Source organism: Halobacillus locisalis (assembly GCF_013694105.1).
In the GTDB taxonomy this organism is placed as follows: Bacteria; Bacillota; Bacilli; order Bacillales; family Halobacillaceae; genus Halobacillus; species Halobacillus locisalis.
Genome location: NZ_JACEFG010000002.1, coordinates 868,660 through 890,159 on the forward strand (window position 1 = coordinate 868,660; position 21,500 = coordinate 890,159).

General features: G+C 43.3%; 16 protein-coding genes. 14 read left to right on the forward strand and 2 right to left on the reverse strand.

The genetic code is table 11. The features are described from left to right. Positions 1–86 precede the first annotated feature (86 nt). The 8 genes from H0266_RS11315 to H0266_RS11350 all read left to right on the forward strand — a co-directional run bounded on the left by H0266_RS11315 (position 87) and on the right by H0266_RS11350 (position 8,731). Positions 87–743 carry an amino acid ABC transporter permease gene (locus H0266_RS11315; RefSeq protein WP_181472486.1) on the forward strand — a complete coding sequence of 219 codons (657 nt, stop codon included), beginning with the start codon at positions 87–89 and terminating at the stop codon, positions 741–743. After that, positions 743–1,465 (forward strand): amino acid ABC transporter ATP-binding protein, encoded by a 723-nt coding sequence (locus tag H0266_RS11320; protein ID WP_181472487.1) that lies wholly within the window; start codon positions 743–745, stop codon positions 1,463–1,465. Before H0266_RS11315 ends, H0266_RS11320 begins: the two co-directional genes overlap by 1 nt. A 271-nt stretch (positions 1,466–1,736) precedes the next feature. Continuing rightward, a complete protein-coding gene (locus tag H0266_RS11325; protein ID WP_181472488.1) occupies positions 1,737–2,300 on the forward strand; it encodes an RNA polymerase sigma factor in 564 nt (187 codons plus the stop codon). Continuing rightward, positions 2,293–3,060 carry an anti-sigma factor gene (locus H0266_RS11330; RefSeq protein WP_181472489.1) on the forward strand — a complete coding sequence of 256 codons (768 nt, stop codon included), beginning with the start codon at positions 2,293–2,295 and terminating at the stop codon, positions 3,058–3,060. Before H0266_RS11325 ends, H0266_RS11330 begins: the two co-directional genes overlap by 8 nt. Positions 3,061–3,491: 431 nt before the next feature. After that, positions 3,492–4,829 carry a copper amine oxidase gene (locus tag H0266_RS11335; protein WP_181472490.1) on the forward strand — a complete coding sequence of 446 codons (1,338 nt, stop codon included), beginning with the start codon at positions 3,492–3,494 and terminating at the stop codon, positions 4,827–4,829. 54 nt (positions 4,830–4,883) lie between these two features. Further along, positions 4,884–5,528 (forward strand): class F sortase, encoded by a 645-nt coding sequence (locus tag H0266_RS11340; RefSeq protein WP_181472491.1) that lies wholly within the window; start codon positions 4,884–4,886, stop codon positions 5,526–5,528. A gap of 375 nt (positions 5,529–5,903) precedes the next feature. Continuing rightward, on the forward strand, positions 5,904–7,031 hold the full coding sequence (locus H0266_RS11345) for an ATP-grasp domain-containing protein (protein WP_181472492.1): 1,128 nt from the start codon (positions 5,904–5,906) through the stop codon (positions 7,029–7,031). Beyond that, on the forward strand, positions 7,028–8,731 hold the full coding sequence (locus H0266_RS11350; RefSeq protein WP_181472493.1) for a methyl-accepting chemotaxis protein: 1,704 nt from the start codon (positions 7,028–7,030) through the stop codon (positions 8,729–8,731). Before H0266_RS11345 ends, H0266_RS11350 begins: the two co-directional genes overlap by 4 nt. A gap of 592 nt (positions 8,732–9,323) precedes the next feature. Here H0266_RS11350 and H0266_RS11355 read toward each other — a convergent pair. Continuing rightward, positions 9,324–11,057, reverse strand: a complete 1,734-nt coding sequence (locus tag H0266_RS11355) for a glycoside hydrolase family 13 protein (protein ID WP_181472494.1) — start codon at positions 11,055–11,057, stop codon at positions 9,324–9,326. 283 nt (positions 11,058–11,340) lie between these two features. On the opposite strand from H0266_RS11355, the gene H0266_RS11360 reads away from it, so the two are divergent. The 4 genes from H0266_RS11360 to H0266_RS11375 all read left to right on the forward strand — a co-directional run bounded on the left by H0266_RS11360 (position 11,341) and on the right by H0266_RS11375 (position 16,095). Then, entirely contained in the window at positions 11,341–12,633 is a 1,293-nt protein-coding gene (locus tag H0266_RS11360) for an extracellular solute-binding protein (protein ID WP_181472495.1), read from the forward strand. A 92-nt stretch (positions 12,634–12,725) separates the two neighbouring features. Then, positions 12,726–14,015 (forward strand): carbohydrate ABC transporter permease, encoded by a 1,290-nt coding sequence (locus H0266_RS11365; RefSeq protein WP_181472496.1) that lies wholly within the window; start codon positions 12,726–12,728, stop codon positions 14,013–14,015. A gap of 1 nt (position 14,016) precedes the next feature. Further along, positions 14,017–14,859, forward strand: coding sequence for a sugar ABC transporter permease (locus H0266_RS11370; protein WP_181472497.1), 843 nt, complete (start codon positions 14,017–14,019; stop codon positions 14,857–14,859). Positions 14,860–15,057: 198 nt separating this feature from the next. Beyond that, entirely contained in the window at positions 15,058–16,095 is a 1,038-nt protein-coding gene (locus tag H0266_RS11375) for a LacI family DNA-binding transcriptional regulator (protein ID WP_181472498.1), read from the forward strand. A gap of 123 nt (positions 16,096–16,218) precedes the next feature. Here H0266_RS11375 and H0266_RS11380 read toward each other — a convergent pair whose 3' ends face one another. After that, positions 16,219–18,963: an alpha-amylase family glycosyl hydrolase gene (locus H0266_RS11380; protein ID WP_181472499.1), complete on the reverse strand. Its 2,745-nt coding sequence runs from the start codon at positions 18,961–18,963 to the stop codon at positions 16,219–16,221. Between the two features lie 272 nt (positions 18,964–19,235). Here H0266_RS11380 and H0266_RS11385 point away from each other — a divergent pair, with 272 nt between their 5' ends. After that, positions 19,236–19,445 carry a YkvS family protein gene (locus tag H0266_RS11385; protein WP_181472500.1) on the forward strand — a complete coding sequence of 70 codons (210 nt, stop codon included), beginning with the start codon at positions 19,236–19,238 and terminating at the stop codon, positions 19,443–19,445. Positions 19,446–19,545: 100 nt separating this feature from the next. Then, positions 19,546–21,423, forward strand: a complete 1,878-nt coding sequence (locus H0266_RS11390) for a S8 family serine peptidase (protein WP_181472501.1) — start codon at positions 19,546–19,548, stop codon at positions 21,421–21,423. The last annotated feature ends 77 nt before the right edge of the window (positions 21,424–21,500 follow it).

A 21,500-nucleotide genomic window follows, 5' to 3' on the forward strand; every position in this document is an offset into this window, starting at 1 on the left:
GTCTGAATAAAATAAGGAAGTATGAGACATAAAGTGCTTCTATCAAACAACCACATTTAATACGAATGCAAGGAGCGAATACAGATATGGAGTTTATTACAGAATCTCACTACTACCGGGTTATGCCGTTCCTTTTAGAAGGTCTCGTTTGGACGTTATTGATCACGGTAGTTGGACTGATTATCGGTTTTATACTAGGTGCGATTTTCGGGTTTGCCCGCTTATCTCACAATAAGATTATTTATGGAATTGCAACTGTTTACGTAGAAGCGGTACGCGGTACGCCGATTTTGGCGCAAATCTTATTTATTTACTTTGGTTTATCCGACTTGACAGGGATCAATATTGATAAGATATCTGCTTCCATTATTGCGATTGCGATTAACGCTGGTGCTTACATAGCTGAAATTGTCCGTGGTGCTGTTTATTCAATTGACAAAGGTCAAATGGAAGCGGGCCGATCGGTTGGTCTTACCCGCAACCAGACGATGCGGTACATCATCTGGCCGCAAGCATTCAGACGCATGATTCCGCCACTTGGGAACCAGTTTGTAATCAGTTTGAAAGATACTTCTCTTTTCTCGGTTATTGCCGTTACCGAGCTGTTGTATATGGGACAGCAATACTACGGGTCTACATTCGCAGCCTTTGAAGCCCTCACAATGGTCTGTCTGATGTACCTCTTGATTACGGTACCAACCGCAGTGTACTTACGTAGAGTCGAAAGGAGATTGGATGTCTGATGATTAGCGTAAAGAATTTGCATAAATCGTTTGGCGATACAGAAGTATTAAAAGGAATCGAAGCAGAGATTGCTGAAAAAGAAGTGGTTTGCGTCATCGGTCCTTCTGGATCAGGGAAAAGTACGTTCTTACGTTGTTTGAACTTGCTTGAAGAAATCACTTCCGGCGATGTCTATATCGAAGGAGACAATATTGCCGATAAGAAAATCAACATTAACGAAGTACGTTCACGTGTCGGCATGGTGTTTCAGCACTTCAATTTGTTTCCACACCGCACTGTACTAGAGAACATTACGCTTGGCCCTATTAAAGTTAAGGGAATGAATAAACAAGAAGCAGAGAAAGTAGCGCTTCCTCTGCTTGAAAAGGTCGGACTTAGCGACAAAGCGCATGTATATCCTGAAAGCTTATCTGGTGGACAAAAGCAGCGTGTTGCGATTGCGCGTTCATTGGCCATGGAACCACGAATCATGCTTTTCGATGAACCGACATCGGCGCTTGACCCAGAACTGGTGGGTGATGTGCTGGAGGTTATGAAAGACTTAGCCAAAGAGGGAATGACTATGGTCGTCGTCACTCACGAGATGGGATTTGCAAAAGAAGTGGGTGATCGGGTTCTCTTCATGGATGAAGGGATTATCATGGAGGAAGATACACCAGACAATATTTTCGACAATCCGCAAAACCCACGAACGCAAGAATTCTTAAGTAAAGTATTGTAAGATAAAAGCTTCTCCTTTAGGAGGAGCTTTTGTTTTGTATGTAAAATTATGATATCTTCCACCTTTTCGCTTATTTCCGACAAACGTTTAATCATTTCCCGGGGAATATCTTTCATTATCGACACATCACTACTTGATTGTCAGACACCAAAAAAATGGATCATTTTACTAATGAGTGATCCATTTTGATGATATAGACGATAGCTATGTAAAGCCCCTGGGAGTGAGGTATGCTATGATGGCGTTAGCAACTGTGGAAAAGGGGTGTGTTATGAGTAATCGTGATCTTGAGCATTATCAGAAGATGATCGATGGTGATAAAGAATCGCTGGAAGCGATTTACGATAAATATGAAAAATTACTGTATTCATTCGTCATAAAATTATCATCCGATCCATCATTAGCCGAAGAAGTATTGCAGGAAGTATTCATTAAGCTATGGACACATAAGGCCAAGTACGATGAAACAAAAGGAAAGTTTTCGTCTTGGATCGTTACCATTACGCGTTACACAGCAATCGATATCATTCGTGCGAAGAAGAACGAGAGTGTGTCTTTAGAAGAAGAGACCGACATGCCAGAACAACAGGGGGATTCTGTTGAGGATCTTGTCGAGTGGAAAGAGAAGAGTTCAGAGGTCCGTAAAGCGATTGACCAATTATCTGATGATCAACAGAAAATCGTTCACTTATTTTATTTCCAAGGATGCAGCCAAAGTAAAATCGCTGAAGAATGCGATTTGCCTTTAGGTACCGTAAAAGGCAGGTTGAGGCTCGCCTTAAAACACCTGAAGAAGCACATATCAACAGCGGAAGGGGGGATACGTGATGCGTGAATGCGAGAAAGTACTAGACTATTTTAATCATGAATTGACAGAAAAAGAGAGAGAAGAGTTTGAACGCCATCTTGCGTCTTGTGACGAATGTCGTGAAGAAATTGAAGAGCTCCAGTTATTAACAGAAGATTTGCCATTCAGCACTGAACCCGTCGATCCTCCAGAAGGGATGAAAGACCGTGTGTTAGGTGCCGTTTTTGCTGAAAAAGAGTCTGATTCTCAAGAGAATAACGTGGTTTCATTCGAGGAGCGCAGGAAAGAAGAGACAGAACCGAAAGAACCACAGCCGAAACGTAACAACCAACGTTGGGTGATGCGTGGTTTGGCAGCAGCCTTAACGTTATCATTGTTAGGAAATATACTCGTTTTGACGGGTGGTGATGAAGAGGTTGCGAACGAACCACCAGCAGTAGACAGTACAGATATTGTGAATCAACGTGTCCAGTTGCAAGGGGAAGCAACGGATGCCAGTGCTATAGCCGCTATGATTCGTCAAAACGACAAGAATTTATTGACGTTACAAGCCGAGCAGCTTGATCAGCTTCAGGGTGACGAAGTTTATCAAGTGTGGTTACTTGAAGGAGATAAGCCATATCGTGCCGGAACATTTGTTGCCAATGAAAACGGTGAAGGGGCCGTGGCCTATTCAATGGATGACTTGCCGGCGGACGCTGATTGGGATGCTGTTGCCATATCTAAAGAACCAGATGCAACAAGCGAAACTCCACAAGGCGATGTGATTTTGAGTTCTAGTTTATAGAAGTAAGAAGAGGTCTGAAATCTGATGTATGGATTTCAGGCCTCTTTTATTATGCAAGGTGGCTGAATCGGACATTTACTTTATTAATTCGGACAGATCGTCTAAGAAATCGGACACCCGCTCACGCAAATCAGACATAGGATGCCCTAAATCGGACATTCGGCTCTTATTCGGACAAAGCGCACAAGAAATCGGACACCCGCTCACATAATTCAGACATCTCCCCTCTCATTTGGGACACCCCTTCCCCTCCCATTAAACAAAATCAATATAATTTCATAAAAAACTTAAAAAGTATAAACCTTGATATGACAAGGTCTATAGATCAAATCTGCATGGTTTCTCAATATTTTTTGATCAAATAGTGATCCAATCGTAAAACTCTCCCGATAGCTTAGTGATTAATCAAAAACAAAGGAGAGATTTACATTATGAATAAGAACGTGAGAAATGCATTTCTAGCCGTACCGTTGAGTGTGTCGTTATTAATTCCGACAACATTGAGTGTCAGCGCACAAGATCATGCCAAGCCAAGCGTAACGACAGAAGCTGTTGAACTACGATCAACTTTAGATAACCTATTAAGTGAACACGCTTATCTAGCCGTTGAAACGATGAGAAAAGGTGCAGAAGGAGCAGCTGACTTTGAACAGTCTGCAGCCGCGCTATCCGCGAACACGGAAGATCTATCAGGCGCTATTGCATCTGTATATGGGGAAGAAGCCGGACAGCAATTCAGTCAAATGTGGACAGATCATATCGGATTCTTCGTTGATTACGTAAATGGAACAGCAAACAATGACGAAGAAATGAAACAGATGGCATTAGATGAATTGAACCAATATCGACAAGACTTCTCTCAATTCCTTGAATCAGCGACAGGCGAACGTCTAGAAGCTGATGCACTAGCTGAAGGACTTCAAATGCACGTAAAACAATTGATTGGTGCTTTTGACAGTTATGTAGCAGGCGATTACGAGAAAGCCTATGAGTATGAACGTGAAGCGATCAAACATATGTATGGGGTAAGTAAAGGACTTTCTAGTGCGATTGTGAATCAGTTCCCTGATAAATTCAACAATACAAAAGCCGTTACTCCAGCAGCAGACCTTCGCTCTAACCTGAACCACTTGCTAAGTGAACATGCTGGTCTAGCAGCGATGGCTATGCAGAATGGTATTGATGGAGCAGAAGACTTCGATGCATCCGTACAAGCTCTATCGAATAATACAGATGATTTAGCCGCAGCTATTTCTTCCATCTATGGGGAAGAAGCGGGTGCCCAGTTCAAAGAAATGTGGTCTGGTCACATCGGTAACTTTGTAGATTATGTAAAAGCGACAGGTGCAGACGACGCTGAGATGAAAGAGGAAGCACTACAAGCGTTAACTCAATACCGTGCAGACTTCTCTCAATTCCTTGAAACAGCAACGGGAGGCGAATTGGACGCTGATGTTCTTGCTGGAAATCTTCAAGAACACGTGAATCAGTTGACGGGTACTTTTGATAGCTATGTAGAAGAAGACTACGCGGCAACGTACGAGCAGCTACGTACAGCTTATGCTCATATGTTCGGAGCTTCCAAAGCCCTGTCTTCTGGATTTGTAGCTCAATTCCCAGAAAAATTCGCAGCAGATATGCCATCTGAAATGCCGGACACAGGTCTAGGTGGAACAGCAGATTCCAACAACATGTGGATTTTCGCATCCATCCTAGCACTGCTAGCAACTACAACTCTATTCATCCGTAAGTCAGAAAATCAACAATAAAAAAAGAGAGGGGATTCCCTCTCTTTTTTTATCAAAATAGAGGAGAACGTAGCTATGAAACGAATTTTATTTTTCTTATTGTTGTCTGTATTCTTAGTGGCTTGTAACGGTAATTCTGACACGTCCTCTTCAGCTGAAGGGCAATCAAAGAACGAAGAGGTCAACCAAGAGGAAGCTGATGAAGAAAAGAAAGGCTTACAAAAGAAGAAACAAGGCATGTATGATGACCCAATCATCAAAGAAGAAGATGTCAGCTTAACACCAAAGAGAATTCAAATTCCTGCGATCGGGGTAGATGCTTCCATTGAGAATGTCGGTACGCTAGCCAACGGACAAATGGGTGTACCACAAGATGAACAGAACGTTGCCTGGTTCGAACCCGGTGCGAAACCTGGTGCTAAAGGCAGTTCAGTTCTAGCAGGTCACGTAGGTCGAACAGAAGGCGCAGCCGTATTCTATCACCTGCAGAATTTGAAAAAGGGAGACGAGGTAGTCGTAACGGGAGAGAGTGGCGATTCGCTGACTTTTGTCGTTACAGGTCGTGAAGTATTCCCACAAAACAATGCTCCTGTCGAAGATATTTTCGGGTACACCGCAAGGAAAAGTATGAAGCTGATTACGTGTACGGGTGAGTATATTCGCAACAGTGGCGGACACCAAGATCGATTAGTGGTCTTTACAGAATTAAAAGAAGCCTGAAAGTCCTTCGTATATTGCGGGGGGCTTTTTTGTATGCGTCATGACTCTCCCATTTTTGTTGCAGTATATCGCGTTGCAAGGGTTCTGTGTTTTGTATGTGTTAAGGTAAGATGAAAAAATCCCTCTCCTTTCGAAAAAGAGGGATTTTTTTTATTGATCGATAATGATATCCTGTATAATTCGAAAGAACTAAAATGTTCAATGAAAAAGCATTAAAGTATAAAGAACTATGAATAAAAACCTAAATTAGCTGATTTTTCCGAATGTTATACCTCTGTAGGATTTCATAAATCCTCTGAAAATAAAATGTATACTGCCGATATTATACAGGTCAGACGTATATATAGCACTATATAATTTATTCGGAGGTGTCCTATGCTAATTTTGGAAAATCAAATTGTTTCGCCGTATCTAGTACAAACGGCACTCCATCAAAGTATACCGATTTATTACTCTAATGATGAGCGATCCTTTCAATTAGATGATGAGTCGAAAGTATTAACAAACTCAGAAAGTTGTCTGACGTTACTTGAGGAACAGCATCCTGATCATCCTCATACACGCTCCTCAGCGCTCGTGAAGGACAAAGCAGAATTCCGGGAATTATTATCTTCGATTAATGAGGATTACTTTTTCCGTAGAGTTAGTTTAGAAGAATTATTGCACATGGACCATGATGCGGTTCCATATCCTGTCGTCATTAAACCGAATCGGGGATATTCCAGTGTCGGTGTCTACATAGTGAAAGAGAAGCAGGATTGGGAGAAGGCGGTGAGAGGGTTATATTCGGATCTCACTTTGTCGAAGCAAATGTATTCAGAATCCGTTGTCGATGGCGAGCAAATCATTATCGAAGAGTGGATCAATGGGCAGGAGTATGCGTTCGATTGCTATTTCGATAAACAAGGACAACCTGTAATCCTAAGCGTACTTAAACGGATTTTTTCCCACGACCAAGATACCTCTGATCGCATTTACTATACTTCGAAAGCCGTCGTGAACGAAATTCAGACAGAGATGGTCGAATACCTCGACGTGTTGAATCAGCGATTAGAGTTAAGGAATTATCCTTTTCATATTGAAGTAAGAAAAACATCGGATGCCATCATTCCCATTGAGATGAATCCATTACGGTTTGCTGGAATCGGTACAACGGATGTGAGTCAATATGCATTCCAAATCCAAGCTGCGGATTATTATTTTTCAGATCAAAAGCCTGATTGGCAAACAGTCACAGACCACGCGGATGACGCGATATATGGATTCTTCTGTGCGGATGTCCCCTTGCATATCAGTCGTAATCTGATTGAAGAAATCAAGCACGATGAGTTGATGAGTGAATTCAGTCAAATTTTAGAGTACCGCAACTTAGAAACGGCGAACGATCGGACATTTGCGGTCATCTTTTTCAAAACAGAGAGTATGGAGGAGATGGAGTATTTGCTGAATATCGATCTGGAACCATTTATTAAGCAGAAACAGATGAAGGAGGAAGTTAAATGAAAAAGAAATTAAATGTAAACCCGAAGAAATCGTTGCTCGCCCAGCTGTTTCTTACTTTTATTATCCCGTTTTTGATTGTAGGAGTGATGATGTTCGGATTTGTGAAGTATATTTCATTCCAAATCATCGATGATTATGTTCTTCCTCAATTCGACCAAATCTTGGAGAGCAATGGGGAGAGTCTGGCCAATTCCATAGAACCAGAGATGGTAGAAGGAACCATCAATAACCCGGAAGGTGACAATTCGAGTTTACTGAATACACTGAATGCCTTCATGGAAGGAAAAAAACGCTTGGAATATGCCTACGTATTGACACAACAGGAGGGAACGGACTACATTGTCGGTTTAAACGGTAGTGAAGATGTGATGATGGAGTCTCCATTCACGGAAGAACAGGCGTCTTCGTTTTCTAATCAAGAAGTCGTCGTTACCGATATTTACACTGATGAGTGGGGAACCCATAAGTCATACTTCATCCCTGTTAATGGGACGGATGCAATCATTGGAGTCGATATGAGTGCACAGTTCATTAACGATTTACAACAAGAAATCGATCTATTCTTAGTAGGGTTTATTGTCGTGGCGCTCTTGATTGGCGGGATTTTAGCTTATACGTATGGTACGCGCTTGAACAAATCGATTCAATCGATCTTAGCGTCTGTGAAAAAAGTAAGCCAAGGGGATTTGACGGAGCGTATTGAGTCGAAGCGAAAAGATGAGCTTGGTCAATTAGCTTCAGCAACAAACGAAATGGCGGATAGCCTTCGTGACCTTGTTCAAAGTGTACGTGTTTCATCGAATGATGTAACCGCACAGAGTGAAGAGTTGACTCAGTCCTCTATTGAAGTGCGCGAAGGTAGTATGCAAGTTGCCTCTACCATGCAGGAACTTTCTTCTGGTTCTGAATCACAGGCGAATAGTTCTTCTGAGTTGTCCGGAATGATGGATGGTTTCGTACGTAAAATCGATCAGGCGAATGCGGAAGGTCAGACCATCTCTAAAACCTCTCAAGATGTATTGAAAATGACAGGGAACGGTAGTCATTTGATGAAAGAGTCTGTGCAACAAATGAACGCCATCAATGATATTGTGAAAGATTCGGTTGAAAAAGTACAAGGACTCGATAAGCAATCGAAAGAGATATCTAAGCTTGTGAAGGTGATTCAGGATATTGCTGAGCAGACCAATCTTTTATCTCTGAATGCGGCGATTGAAGCAGCAAGAGCAGGGGAACATGGCAAAGGGTTCGCTGTCGTTGCGGACGAAGTGAGAAAACTTGCGGAACAAGTGTCCACATCGATTGTAGATATAACAGGCATTGTGAACAACATCCAGTCTGAATCCAGTGCGGTTGTGGAATCGTTGGAGAATGGGTATAAAGAGGTCGATCAAGGGTCTAAGCAAATCGAGGTGACCGGCCATACCTTTGATGATATCAACGATTCTGTCAGTGATATGGTTCAAAAAATCCAAACGATTTCTAGTAACTTGACGGATATTGCAAAAGACAGCAAGTATATGAACACATCGATTGAAGACATCGCTTCCGTTTCTGAGGAATCAGCAGCAGGCGTGCAGCAAGTCGCCGCTTCTTCAGAGCAGACGAGCACTTCAATGGATGAAGTATCACATAGCGCCCGTCAGTTGGCGGAGCTCGCGGATCAATTGAATGAGAAGGTTGGTCAGTTTAAGTATTAAAAGGTTATAGTGTATAAATCAAAATCCCCCCTGTGCCAGATTGATTGGCGCAGGGGGGTTAGTTATTCACTACTGACGGTTTCCGTTGCACTGTTTAGCGTTAGAAGGGCCGGGAAATCACTCGCTTGCAGTGGCCCAACAGGACGTTGGGTCGTTCGACGTTGCCACACGATGTGGCGGTTTTAGTTCGAACATCCTATTTCGCTGAGCTTCCTCAGGCTTCGCCTTGCGGGATCTCAGCGATCATGTACATCCCACAGGAGTCTCTCAATTTCCCGGCCCTTCTTACTTTTAAATGTAGAAAGGAAACATCGGACGTGTGGGTATTTTGCCAACTAGCTCACTGTTCTATAGCTAGTGTCCTCCATTACGCTGAGGGTTCGGTTCTCTCTAATGTCGATAGGGGTGGTTTTGAAACAGCGAGACTCCCGCGGGAGAAGGACTCAGGCGAGACCCCACAGAGAGTGATAACGAACGAGGAGGCTTGCCGGTTCCCCCGCAGGAAAGCGAGTTGTTTCAAAACCACCCCTCCAACTTTTTTCTGTGATGAACCCCGTATGTTTACGAATGTGAATCTTGCTCAATCCACCTATTAGTTTATCTCTAGAATTACGTAACCGTTGGGTGCTAGCGTCAGGTTATGGCCACTAACGTTTGAACTCTCATCCTGATCAAGAACACGATCTACGTTGTCGTCAATGGTGAGTGTTTTTTCTTCAGAAAGCGTATTGACCGCAAACAGAAGAGTTTGGTCATCTGCCTTCTTCTCATAGACAAGGATATCATTCGTATCCCTGAACGAGAGTTTTCCTCTGTTACCGAAGGCTGGTTCTGTTTTACGGTAGTGAATCAGCTTTTTCACATATTGGAACAGTTCAAGGTCCTGATTCTCTTCATTCCATTCCATGCATTTACGACAGCCAGGATCGTCACCACCGGTCATTCCAATCTCGTCTCCATAATAGATGCACGGAGCTCCTTCATAGGAAAGTTGGAACAAATACATCATCTTGACTGCATCTTTATTTCCATCCGCATACGTCAAAATCCGTTTTGTATCATGGCTATCCAGTAAATTGAAGGAAACCTCGTTCACATTTTCCGGATACATATGTTGCACGTGAGTGATTTGGTTTTTGAACTGACTCAGGGACATTTCATCATTGAAGTATTTCAACACGGCATTGGTGAATGGATAGTTCATTACCGCGTCGAACTGATCCCCTTGCAGCCATGGCATCGAGTCATGCCAAATCTCTCCCAAAATATAGGTTTCCGGCTTCACCGATTTAACGGTACGACGGAAGTCACGCCAGAAAGCGTGATCGACTTCGTTGGCTACATCAAGACGCCACCCATCAATATCAAACTCTTCGACCCAATATTTCGCCACATCAAGTAAGTGCTGCTTCACTTCGGGGTGTTCGGTATTCAGCTTCGGCATTTCTGGGACAAAAGCAAAAGTATCATAATTCGGTTGTGGCTTTGTTTTCACCTCTTGTTCCCACATATGGAACCATTGGTAGTACTTCGACTGGACACCATTCTCCAGCACGTCTTGGAAGGGAGCGAAGTAATAGCCACTATGGTTGAATACAGCATCAAGCATTACGCGAATACCCCGCTTGTGGCACTCTTTTACTAATATTCGGAACGTTTCTTTGTCTCCGAATTGTGGATCGATTTCCATATAATCAATCGTATCGTATTTGTGGTTCGAATAAGCTTTGAAAATCGGCGTGAAGTAAAGACCGTTTACCCCGAGCGATTCTATATGATCCAAGTGGTCGATGACGCCTTGGAAGTCTCCTCCAAAGAAGCTGTCTGGTTTCGGGTCTTCACTTTCCCATGCTATGGTACCTTCTGGATCGAGCGAAGGATCACCATTTCCGAATCGTTCAGGGAAGATTTGATACCAAATCGTTTCTTTTGCCCATTCCGGAGCAGTGAATACGTCCGCTTCATTTAAGAATGGGAAACAAAAGTGGTACGCGATATCATCGACCGGCACATGATCGAAGAAGCCTTTCTCTGTATAGTTGGTCATTTCCTCTCCATCTTCTAGCAGAAAGGAGTATCGGAGGCGACGATACGGTGGCTTCAGAGAAGCGAACCAGTAGTCGAACAAGTCATCACTGCCGCTCTTTTCCATTTCTTTTTCCTCGTATATCCACTTTCCGTCTTCCCATACATAAGGGTCTCCGTGAATGAGGGTGACCTTCTGTATGTCCTCTTTCTTCGTACGAAGACGAAGGTGGATGGTTTCTTTATCATAGGCATACGCGAAATTGTTTTTCGCTCTATGGTAGACCGCTTCTTTCAACATGTAGATCTCATCCTTTCTGAACAATCGATTGCACACATATTTACTTTCTATATTTAAAGCTATAGAAAATGATAAATGAAGTCAATCTCAAATGTGAAAGCGGTTAAAACCTTATATTAAAACATTATCCTAGCTAATAATAATTTTTAACAAATTTCACGAAAACGCTTGCAAAAATATATGGTGTTTGTATAATAGGAATCAAGAGTTGTGCAATCGTTTTCACTAACTTTTGCAAAAATCACGTCACAACGTGATCTACTATTCTAAGGGGGAAAATTTCATGAAGAAATGGTTAAGCGCGTTACTTATTGCTTTTCTCGCTGTAGGTTTACTTGCTGCTTGTGCACCAGAGCGTGACGAAGAAGCAGATGCAGGAGGCTCTGATGGAGAAACTTCTGAAGACTCAGAAGGCACATCTGAAAAACCTGAGAAACTAGTTGTTTGGGAAGATAAAGATAAAGGGATCGCACTAGAACCTGCGATTGCTAGTTTCGAAGAAGAACATGGTATTGAAGTTGAATTCAAAGAACTCGATATGGCAACGAAAATGGGTGAGCAACTTCGTCTAGATGGTCCAGCTGGTACTGGCCCGGACGTATTGACACTACCACATGACCAAATCGGTCAAATGGCAATCGAAGGATTGATTGCACCGTTACAAGTTGATAGTTCCGTAACAGATATTTACACAGAATCTGCTATTCAAGCACAAACATATGATGGAGAGCTTTATGGCCTTCCGAAAGCAACAGAAACACCAGTATTCATCTACAACAAAGAACACATGCAAGAAGTACCGGAAAACTTTGAAGATCTTTATGAGTTCTCCCAAGACTTCGGTGGAGAAGAAGAGTATGGTTTCCTAGCACTTTGGGACAACTTCTACTTCGGTAACGCCATCATGGCTGGTTACGGTGGATATGTCTTCGACCGTGCGGATGGAACGTTGAACCCACAAGATCTTGGTGTGAACAACGAAGGTGCTGTTGAAGGTGCACAGTACATTCAGAAATGGTATGACAACGTATTCCCTGCAGGTATCGTAGGGGAAAGTGGTGGATCTGCGAAAGATGGTCTTTTCCAAGATGGTAATGTCGCTTCTCAAATGGACGGCCCATGGGCATTCCAAGCATTGAACGAAGCTGGAATCGATTATGGTGCTGCACCACTACCGAAGCTTCCGAATGGTGAATATCCTGAAACATTCATCGGAGTGAAAGGTTGGCACGTATCTGCTCAATCTGAGAACCAAGAATGGGCGACGAAGCTAGTAGAACACATTGCGAATGAAGAAAATGGTAAGATCCGTTTTGAAGAAACAAATGAGATTCCACCAATCAAGTCTCTGATTGAAGATCCAATTATTGCGGACAACGAAAATGCAAGTGCAGTAGCTATCCAGTCTCAGCGTGGTACGCCAATGCCGAACATTCCTGAAATGGGAGAAGTTTGGGAGCCAATGGCACAAGCCTTGCAAGTTATCGCAACAGGTAAGAACGATCCACAATCTGCTTTAGATGAAGCACAAGACACGATTAAAACAAACATTGAATTGAACCACTCTGGTAACTAATTAGGCGGAGCAGTACCCGGCTTACCGGGTACTGCTTCACTTTTTAACCGATATAGAGAAGACGTTCAAGGGAAAGAGAAAGGAGAATGAACATGGGGGATCAGGAAAAAAACTATTCAACGAATCATCGGAAAACCGCTCTTGCCTTATCTATCATTCCTGGACTCGGGCAGTTCTATAACAAGCAGTGGATCAAAGGGATCGTCTTTCTCATTTTGACAGCATCTTTTTTCATTGCTTTCACAGATTTGATTCAGTACGGATTTTGGGGACTATTCACTCTTGGAATCGATCCCACGTATGACCATTCCATCACTCTTTTAGTAGAAGGAATACTCGCGGTCATTGTCACGTTACTCGGATTATCAATCTATGCGTTAAATTTAAGAGATGCTTTCAAAGTGGGAAAGCAAAGGGATCAGAATCAAGAGCCTAACTCTGTACGCCAGCAGTATCAGAACTTGATTGGCGGCGGGTTCCCTTACTTAATGATGACACCAGGATTCATGCTACTCATCTTTGTTGTCATTTTCCCGATTCTATTCGTTGTGTTACTCTCGTTCACAAACTATGATTTGTATCATTCTCCACCAGCGAACCTAGTGGATTGGATCGGATTCCAGAACTTCATCGATATCTTCCGTATTAAGATTTGGCGTGAAACGTTCTTCAGCGTTCTCGCTTGGACCGTTATTTGGACGTTCGGAGCTACAACACTGCAAATTGCTTTGGGTATCTTTCTTGCGGTCATGATGAACCAGAAAGGAATCAAGTTCCAGAAAGTGATTCGTACGGTCTTCATCTTGCCTTGGGCGGTACCAGCTTTCGTATCGATCCTTGTTTTCGCGGGGATGTTCAACGAAACATTCGGTACGATCAACAACGATATCCTGGCTCTCTTTGGACTGGGAGATATCCCATGGTTGACGAACCCGACTTATACGAAAATCGCTTTGATCATGATCCAAACATGGCTCGGATTCCCGTTCATCTTTGCAATGGTTACAGGTGTCCTGCAGTCGATTCCTAGTGAATTGTATGAAGCAGCCGACGTAGATGGGGCGACGATTATGCAGAAGTTCCGTCAGATTACGCTGCCACTGGTCCTGTATGCGATCGCACCGATCTTGATCACGCAATATACATTTAACTTCAACAACTTTAACGTGATCTTCCTGTTCAATGGAGGAGGTCCAGCCGTCCCTGGTCAAAACGCAGGCGGCACAGATATTCTGATCTCCTGGATTTATTCCTTGACGGTAAGCTCGGCACAGTACGGGAAAGCAGCAGCCATCACTATGATTCTATCGTTGATCGTTATTGCAGTCGCACTGTGGCAATTCAGAAGAACGAAATCATTCCAAGAAGAGGATATGATGTAATATGAAAAATAGTAGAGCTAAAACGATACAACTGACACTCTCGTATCTTGTGATTTTGTTTATGTTTGCGATTATTTTGTACCCGATTCTTTGGATCGTCGGTGCATCGTTCAACCCAGGAAACAGTTTATCTGGTTCCTCTATCATTCCATCGGATGCCACTCTGAGTCATTATAAGGAATTGTTTGATTTAGAGAAGAGTGATTATTTGCTTTGGTATTGGAATACACTGAAAATCTGTTTCATCACGATGGTTCTATCCGTGATTTTGGTTAGTTTAACGGCTTATTCATTCTCAAGATTCCGTTTCGTCGGTCGTAAAAATGGTCTGATGACCTTCTTGATCTTGCAAATGATTCCGAACTTTGCTGCGCTGATCGCGATTTATGCGCTAGCCAATCTAACCGGATTATTGGATACGCATTTGGCGCTCATCCTTGTGTACACAGGTGGAGCGATTCCGATGAACACGTACTTGATGAAAGGGTACTTGGATACCATTCCAAAAGAATTAGATGAATCAGCCCGTATGGATGGGGCGGGGAACTTCCGTATCTTCTGGCAGATTGTTATGCCACTTGCGAAGCCGATCATTGCGGTTGTCTCCCTCTTCACTTTCATTACACCATTCACGGACTTCATCTTAGCTCGAATTCTACTTCGTACAGAAGAGAAGTTTACGCTTGCTGTCGGTTTGTTCGAATTGATTTCCGGTCAGTTCGGTAATGAATTTACAAAGTTCGCAGCAGGAGCGGTTTTGATTGCGATTCCGATCGCTATCATGTTCCTTTCCTTACAGAAATATTTCGTTTCAGGCCTGACTGCAGGTGGAACGAAAGGATAACGTTTGAAGAAGAGAAGAGGTCAGGTGGAGCGTATTGCTTTTCCTGACCTCTTTCAATCAAAAGAAGAGCTGCTCACGTTCCTTATGGTATGAAGTGATCAGAATGTTTCGTATGAGGTAGGAATACCGGCCCGTCTGCATAGGACGACAGAATCAGGTACAATAGAGATAACGCTTACAAACATAGAAGGTGATATTATGGGAGTGACAATTAAAGATGTAGCCAAAGCGGCCGGCGTAGCTCCGTCCACCGTGTCCCGTGTGATCGCTGACCATCCGCGTATCAGTTTAGCGACGAAAAAGCGGGTCAAGAAAGCGATGAAGGAAATGGGTTACCATCCCAATGCCAATGCGCGTAGCTTGGCGAATAAGTCGAGCCAATCAATTGGTGTTGTGATGCCGGCAGGAGCAGATAATGCCTTGCAAAATCCTTTCTTCCCTGAGGTATTACGAGGAATCAGTAATATCGCACACAGTATGGATTACTCCTTATTGCTGAATACGGGGCAAACGGATGAGGAAATACTAGAAGGTGTAAAACGGATGGTTCACAGCAATCGTACAGATGGAATTATTTTACTATATTCACAACTTAACGACCCTGTCGTCAATTTCCTGTTGGAACACAACTTTCCTTTCGTCATTGTCGGGAAACCGTCGGAACGAATCGATGAAATCACACACGTAGACAATGACAATGTGCGAGGCGGTAAAGAGATTACGGAGCATTTAATCCAGCAAGGTCATGAGCGGATTGCTTTTATAGGAGGGTCTACGGACTTAGTTGTAACGGTCGACCGTATGAAGGGCTATCAGCTGGCGTTAGAAGAAGCGGGACTGCCATTCTTAGAGGAGTATCGCATTCATACCGAATTTCTCGAATCAGGTGGACAACAGGCTGTCAACGAGTTGTTTGCTTTAGAGAATCCTCCGACGGGACTCGTCGTAACCGATGATTTGATGAGCATTGGTGTAGTCAGCATGCTCGAGAAATGCGGGAAGTATGTTCCGGAAGACATTTCACTCGTAAGCTTCAATAATGTCTACTTATCCGAGATTACACGTCCACCGCTGACGACAGTGGATATTCATATTTACGAGCTTGGTCAGCAGGCAGCGAAATGTCTAATTGAAAAAGTGAAAGACAAATCGGAGCCGGCGAAACGGGTTATTGTTCCTTATACGATTCAATATCGTTCGTCGACGATCGAAAGAGACATGCCATATATTAAGTAAGAATGTGAGGGAACCCGCTGTAAGGTGGGTTCTTTTTGTGGTATAAGACATCTATTTTTTATGAAATTGGGCAAAAGCAAACCCCGGTCAAAGTGGAGATCTGACCGGGGTTTCTCATTATGCTTATGCTGCTTCTTCTTTCGTTTGTTTCTGTACATCTACATTACGCTCGTTGGTTGGATCAAAGTAGAGGATGTAGCTGCCATCTGTTTCAGGGGTGAACGTCAAATTATCACCTTCCAGCCATTCTCCGTCACGAACGAATTTATATTCGAGTGTTTCACCTGCTGTAAGTTCAATCGGAGCACTCTTCCAAAGGCTCTCCTGATCATCAAACGTCAGCAAGTGATGGTCCGTTTCCCAATCGAGGGGAGCAGATCCTCGCACGACCACTTTAGAATACTTTTGGTCTTCGCTCGGCTCTTGTTCTTGTAAGTTCCCTTTCACTTTATACATGGACACAGATGCGCCGTCCACTGTTACAGGTAAGGTACGTTTGTTGCTCTTGAACGTTTCATCTCCGAGTAAAGATTGAAGTTGAACGCGGTTCGGTGTGTCATGGTGATAGAGTTTTTTCAAATCCAGTTGACGTTCGCTACCGTCTCGGTTCACAACGATAACGATTTTTTCTTGGTTTACAGAACGCTCAAAGATCATAAGGTCGTCCTCTGAATAAATCGTATTGAAGTCTCCGTTTGTAAGTGCAGGATGGTCGTTTCTCAATTGGATTAACTGTTGATAATGAGCTTTGACATCTAAGTTCTGTTCTTCTTTGTCCCACTTCATCATTTCGCGGTAATAGCGATCTTTCCATTCGCTCACTTCATTATGGTCACCGCTTTGAGAAAGACCGATTTCGTCTCCGTAATAAATAATCGGCGCACCAGGTAGAGCGAATTGAAGGGAAGCCGCTTGCTTTAATGTCTCGGTATTACCGTCTGCTTCAAATAGGAAGCGAGGCATGTCATGACTGTCTAGGAAGGTCGTACCGATAAATTCTTTACCATATTCATTGTTGATGGTTTCTAAATGATCCGTTACTTCATTAAGGCTCGTTTGATTAAGAAACGTATTGGCAATCGCCCCTTGTGTCTCAAAATCGATTGCGCCATCTAATTTACCTTTATAAGAAGTAATGGTATCAAGGTTGTCCCAAACCTCTCCGAAAATGAAAGCATCAGAATCCAGTTCTTTCACTTTATCTCTGAAATCAACCCAAAAGCTCTGACTAGGTCCCTTGGCGTAATCTAAACGGAAGCCGTCCACGCCGATTTCTTCCATCCAGAATGGCACCACTTCATTCAGCATGTAGTCTCTCGTTTCAGGATGGTCATTATTGAGTTCTGGGAGTTCGTTGATGCCATAGAACGTCTCGTATTCTTCTGGCCAATTTAAGAAGGTGTACCAGTCAAAATAGGGACTTTCCGTTCCATTTTCCACAGCATCTTGGAAAAATTCATGCTGGTCTGATGTGTGGTTCGGAACAAGGTCATATACAATCCTAATATCCTTATTATGAGCTTCTTCTACTAGTTGTTTCATCAATTGGTTGCTGCCAAAACGAGGGTCGATATTCATGAAGTCGGTCGGGTGATACCCATGGGAATACGGCCCTTCATATATCGGCGACACCCAAATCGTGTTCACACCCAGGTCATCAATGTAGTCGAGCTTCTCGATGACTCCTTGAAGATCTCCACCCATCCATCCCTTCAACTGCTCGTCGTAAGGAACCTCTTCATTTACCGATGTATTGTTTTCTATATTTCCATCACGGAAACGGTCTACAAATACTTGATAGATCACCGCTTCTTTAGCCCAGGCTGGTGATGTGTGATCCTCTACGTAGTATGCGAATTCTGTTGCGTAATCTGATGTTAATGCACCATTATCTGCATACTGTGACCCTTGGTTATACCGATTCCACACATCGATTTTGTATTTGACGCGTGTATCATTTTTTTGTTTCGGTATGGTTGCGGTAAAGACAGACGTCTTTAATTCATTTGATTCAATCTTGAGGCTTTCTCTTTGTAACTCGATGGTTTCTCCCGTTACCACTTCGCCTCTATTTCCTTCTGGGGAGGAGCCGTCCGTTGTGTAGTAAACGGCACCATTGTCGACAGGACCAAAGTGTTTTACGGTTACAGTAAGCGTTACTTCGTCTTTTTTAGTAGGAGTATAAGGAGTGTGGTTGAAGTCATGCGTCACGCTCTCTGCTACAGGAATCGCTTCCCAGGTGTTCACGGTATCTTCGAACATCTCAGGTTCCAATGAAAACGTAGCCGAGCGAGGGTTTTCGCGTTTTTCTTTATAGGCTTCTCCACCTAAACTGTATAAGTATGAAAGTTCTTCCCCAGGCTCACCACCAACAGTCAGTTGGAAGCTGTTTTCTCCCGTCTGTTTCATCGGACTGATCGAGTAATTGAACCCATTTTTACTATGTGCGACGGTCGGTGTCAGCCAGTCAGGGGTGCTTGCAGGAACTTGTAACGAAAGAATCAAGCTGCCTGATGCTTGGTTTGCGAGTACAACATCCACTGTGCGTTCATTATCTGGGTGAAAAATAAACTGATACTCCCCATCTTGTGAAGGTGTGAAAACAAGGTTTTCTCCTGGCATCCAGTTGCTGTCATAAACGAATTTATACTCGACATCTTCGCCGCCCGTCAATTCGATCGGTTCACTGACCCAAACGTTTTCTTCCTCATCGTAGGTAAGAGGATGATCATTCGAGCTCCAGTCTAACGCCTCGGCGCTGCCACGTAGGACAACCGAATCAAATGTTTGTTCTGCGTTCAATGCAATCGGTTGCACAAAAGGCAAAAATAAAACGACCATTACTATTGCTAGAAACCATTTCTTCAAGGACATCCCTCTTTCAATTGTATTTGGAATCGCTTTCATAATAATATAAAAATTCAGGCTTGTCCACCTAATATATGGGGTATAAGTAATCATCCCACAAAACCAGTTCGTGAGAATCAAAACTTTAGTAGGGGAATATAGAATATACTTGTAATTTTATGTCGGATGCAGTAACATAATCTGTAAACGGTTTTATTTGAATTGTCAGTTAATTTTTTGTAAAAACATTGAATATTCGTTTACAATACTTGATAGGGAAAGGGTAGGAAGTTATGATACAACCAGATGATCGAATTGCTACACCTGGACAAGTGGTAAGTTTTGAGAGAAACGACATTACTTTCAAAGGGAAAGTCATCCCGAGTCAATGCCAACGTTCAGTGATTGTTGATTTAACCATTATGGATAACTTAGCTGAAATTGATTTCGAATATGAAAGAACGGTTGTTGCTCATACCAACTATCGTATTATAGAAGAATAACGATGGGGCCCTCTTTGAGTTGCGATACTCGGGAGGGTTTTTGCATGAATGTTCGGAAGCTTTAGGAAAATTCCTATAAAGGAAAGGGAGAAGTCAGAATATGAACCAGAGACTACGCAGAGGAATCACCCCTGTATTGATTGCATCCGCACTTCTACTTGGCACGTCTGATATACATAGTAAAGCGGCTGAAAGGGACGACCAGCAAGTGATCGTCGTCTACAATAACGAAGAAGGAAAACAAGCTGTAAAGACGTTGAGTTCACAAATTGAGCGTGAGCTTGATTCTATTGACGCCTTGTCTGTAAAAATGAACGCAGCCGGAATTGAACAATTAGAATCCAATCCGGATATCGGCTATGTGGAACGCTCGTCTGCGGCAGGCTTATTAGGGGAAACAGCCCAGTGGAATGTAGAGTCCGTAAACGCCCCACAAGCATGGAAGGAAGGCTATACCGGTAAAGGGGTCAAAGTTGCCGTGATTGATTCGGGAGTGAACGCTAGTCACAATGATTTAGACGTCGTGAAGAGTGTTTCTTTTGTGGAAGATGATCCAGCGACAACGACGATTGATGAGTCATCCGTTGTCGATCAAGATGGACATGGTACACACGTAGCTGGAGTGATTAGTGCAAACTTTGGTGGCGATATCGTTCAAGGTAGCGATGTAGCCGGTGTTGCTCCTGACGTGGAATTGTACTCTTTAAAGGCGATTGCGACCAAAGAGGGGAACACACTCGATATCATTGAAGCGATCGATTGGGCGATTGCGAACGATATGGACATTATCAATCTATCTTTGGGAAGCGGAACCCACTCCGAGCTTTTCCAAGAAGCTGTGGATCAAGCCTATGAAGCCGGAATTCTAGTTGTAGGTGCAAGTGGAAATGACGGGCAAGACACAGAGGTCAGGTATCCGGCCAAGTATAATAGTGTCGTAGCCGTTTCTTCTGTCAATCAGCAAAAGAGTCTGTCTGACTTCGCATCTATTGGTCCTGAAGTAGAATTCACTGCACCGGGAGAGCCGATTACGAGTACTTATGAAGATACATACGCGATTATGGGGGGGACGTCTCAAGCAGCACCTCATGTGAGTGGTTTTCTCGCTTTACTCATGCAGAAAAACCCGGCGATGACGGCTATGGAATTGAGACAAGAACTGAAAAAGTACACGACGGACCTTGGTCCTGTTGGGCGTGATGAGAAATTTGGTTATGGATTCATCGATTATGCGGTTTATGACGACATGCCTCCGGGCGAGGTTAGAGGAGTTCAGTTGACTGAACAACAACAAGATTCCTTCACGATCGCTTGGTCGAATCCTGCCAATTCGGATTTTCAAAGTGTCCGAGTTTACTTGAATGGGGAGTATGAAGGCAAGACGAGTGGTGAATTCTATACGTTTGACGGGCTGGAATCCTCAAGTGATTATACCGTTGAAATTCGAACGGTCGATGACAGTGGAAACGAATCTGAAGGCATTCAATTAAATGTAGCGACTCAAGTCGATTTGTATACCAAACAACTTGCAGAACAGGCCGCGGTCATTCAAGATAAACTGACAAATGCTCCTGAACAGATGAACTTGTGGGATATCGATTCAGCTGAGTTGGCCATTGAACAATTGGATGATCCAGCCATGGAACGTTTGGCAGCGGACTTGGAAGCCTATAAACAATCAATTGGACTCAAGGCATTCGATTCAGTGGCTATGACACCATCGAAAGATTTGACCGTTCGATTTAACACGGCAATGGATGAGGAGTCTTTCGAAAACCGACAAGTGTTTGTCCGTCATAAAGGAGAATTTGTAAACGGCATTGATGTTCAACTGTCTGAAGACGGAAAAGCTTTAACCATCTCAGCACCTTCAGGTGGTTATCCATCAGGGGATTGTGCATTATATATCGATTCGGGAGTGAAAGGTTCCAATGGCCGTGGTCTTGGTTCACCTGTCGTCATGAAATTCAACTTATGATTTCCTGATTGCCGCGATAAAGCCATAAAAAGAGGCGTACCTATGACAGAGGGTACGCCTTTTTTATATATGTTTAT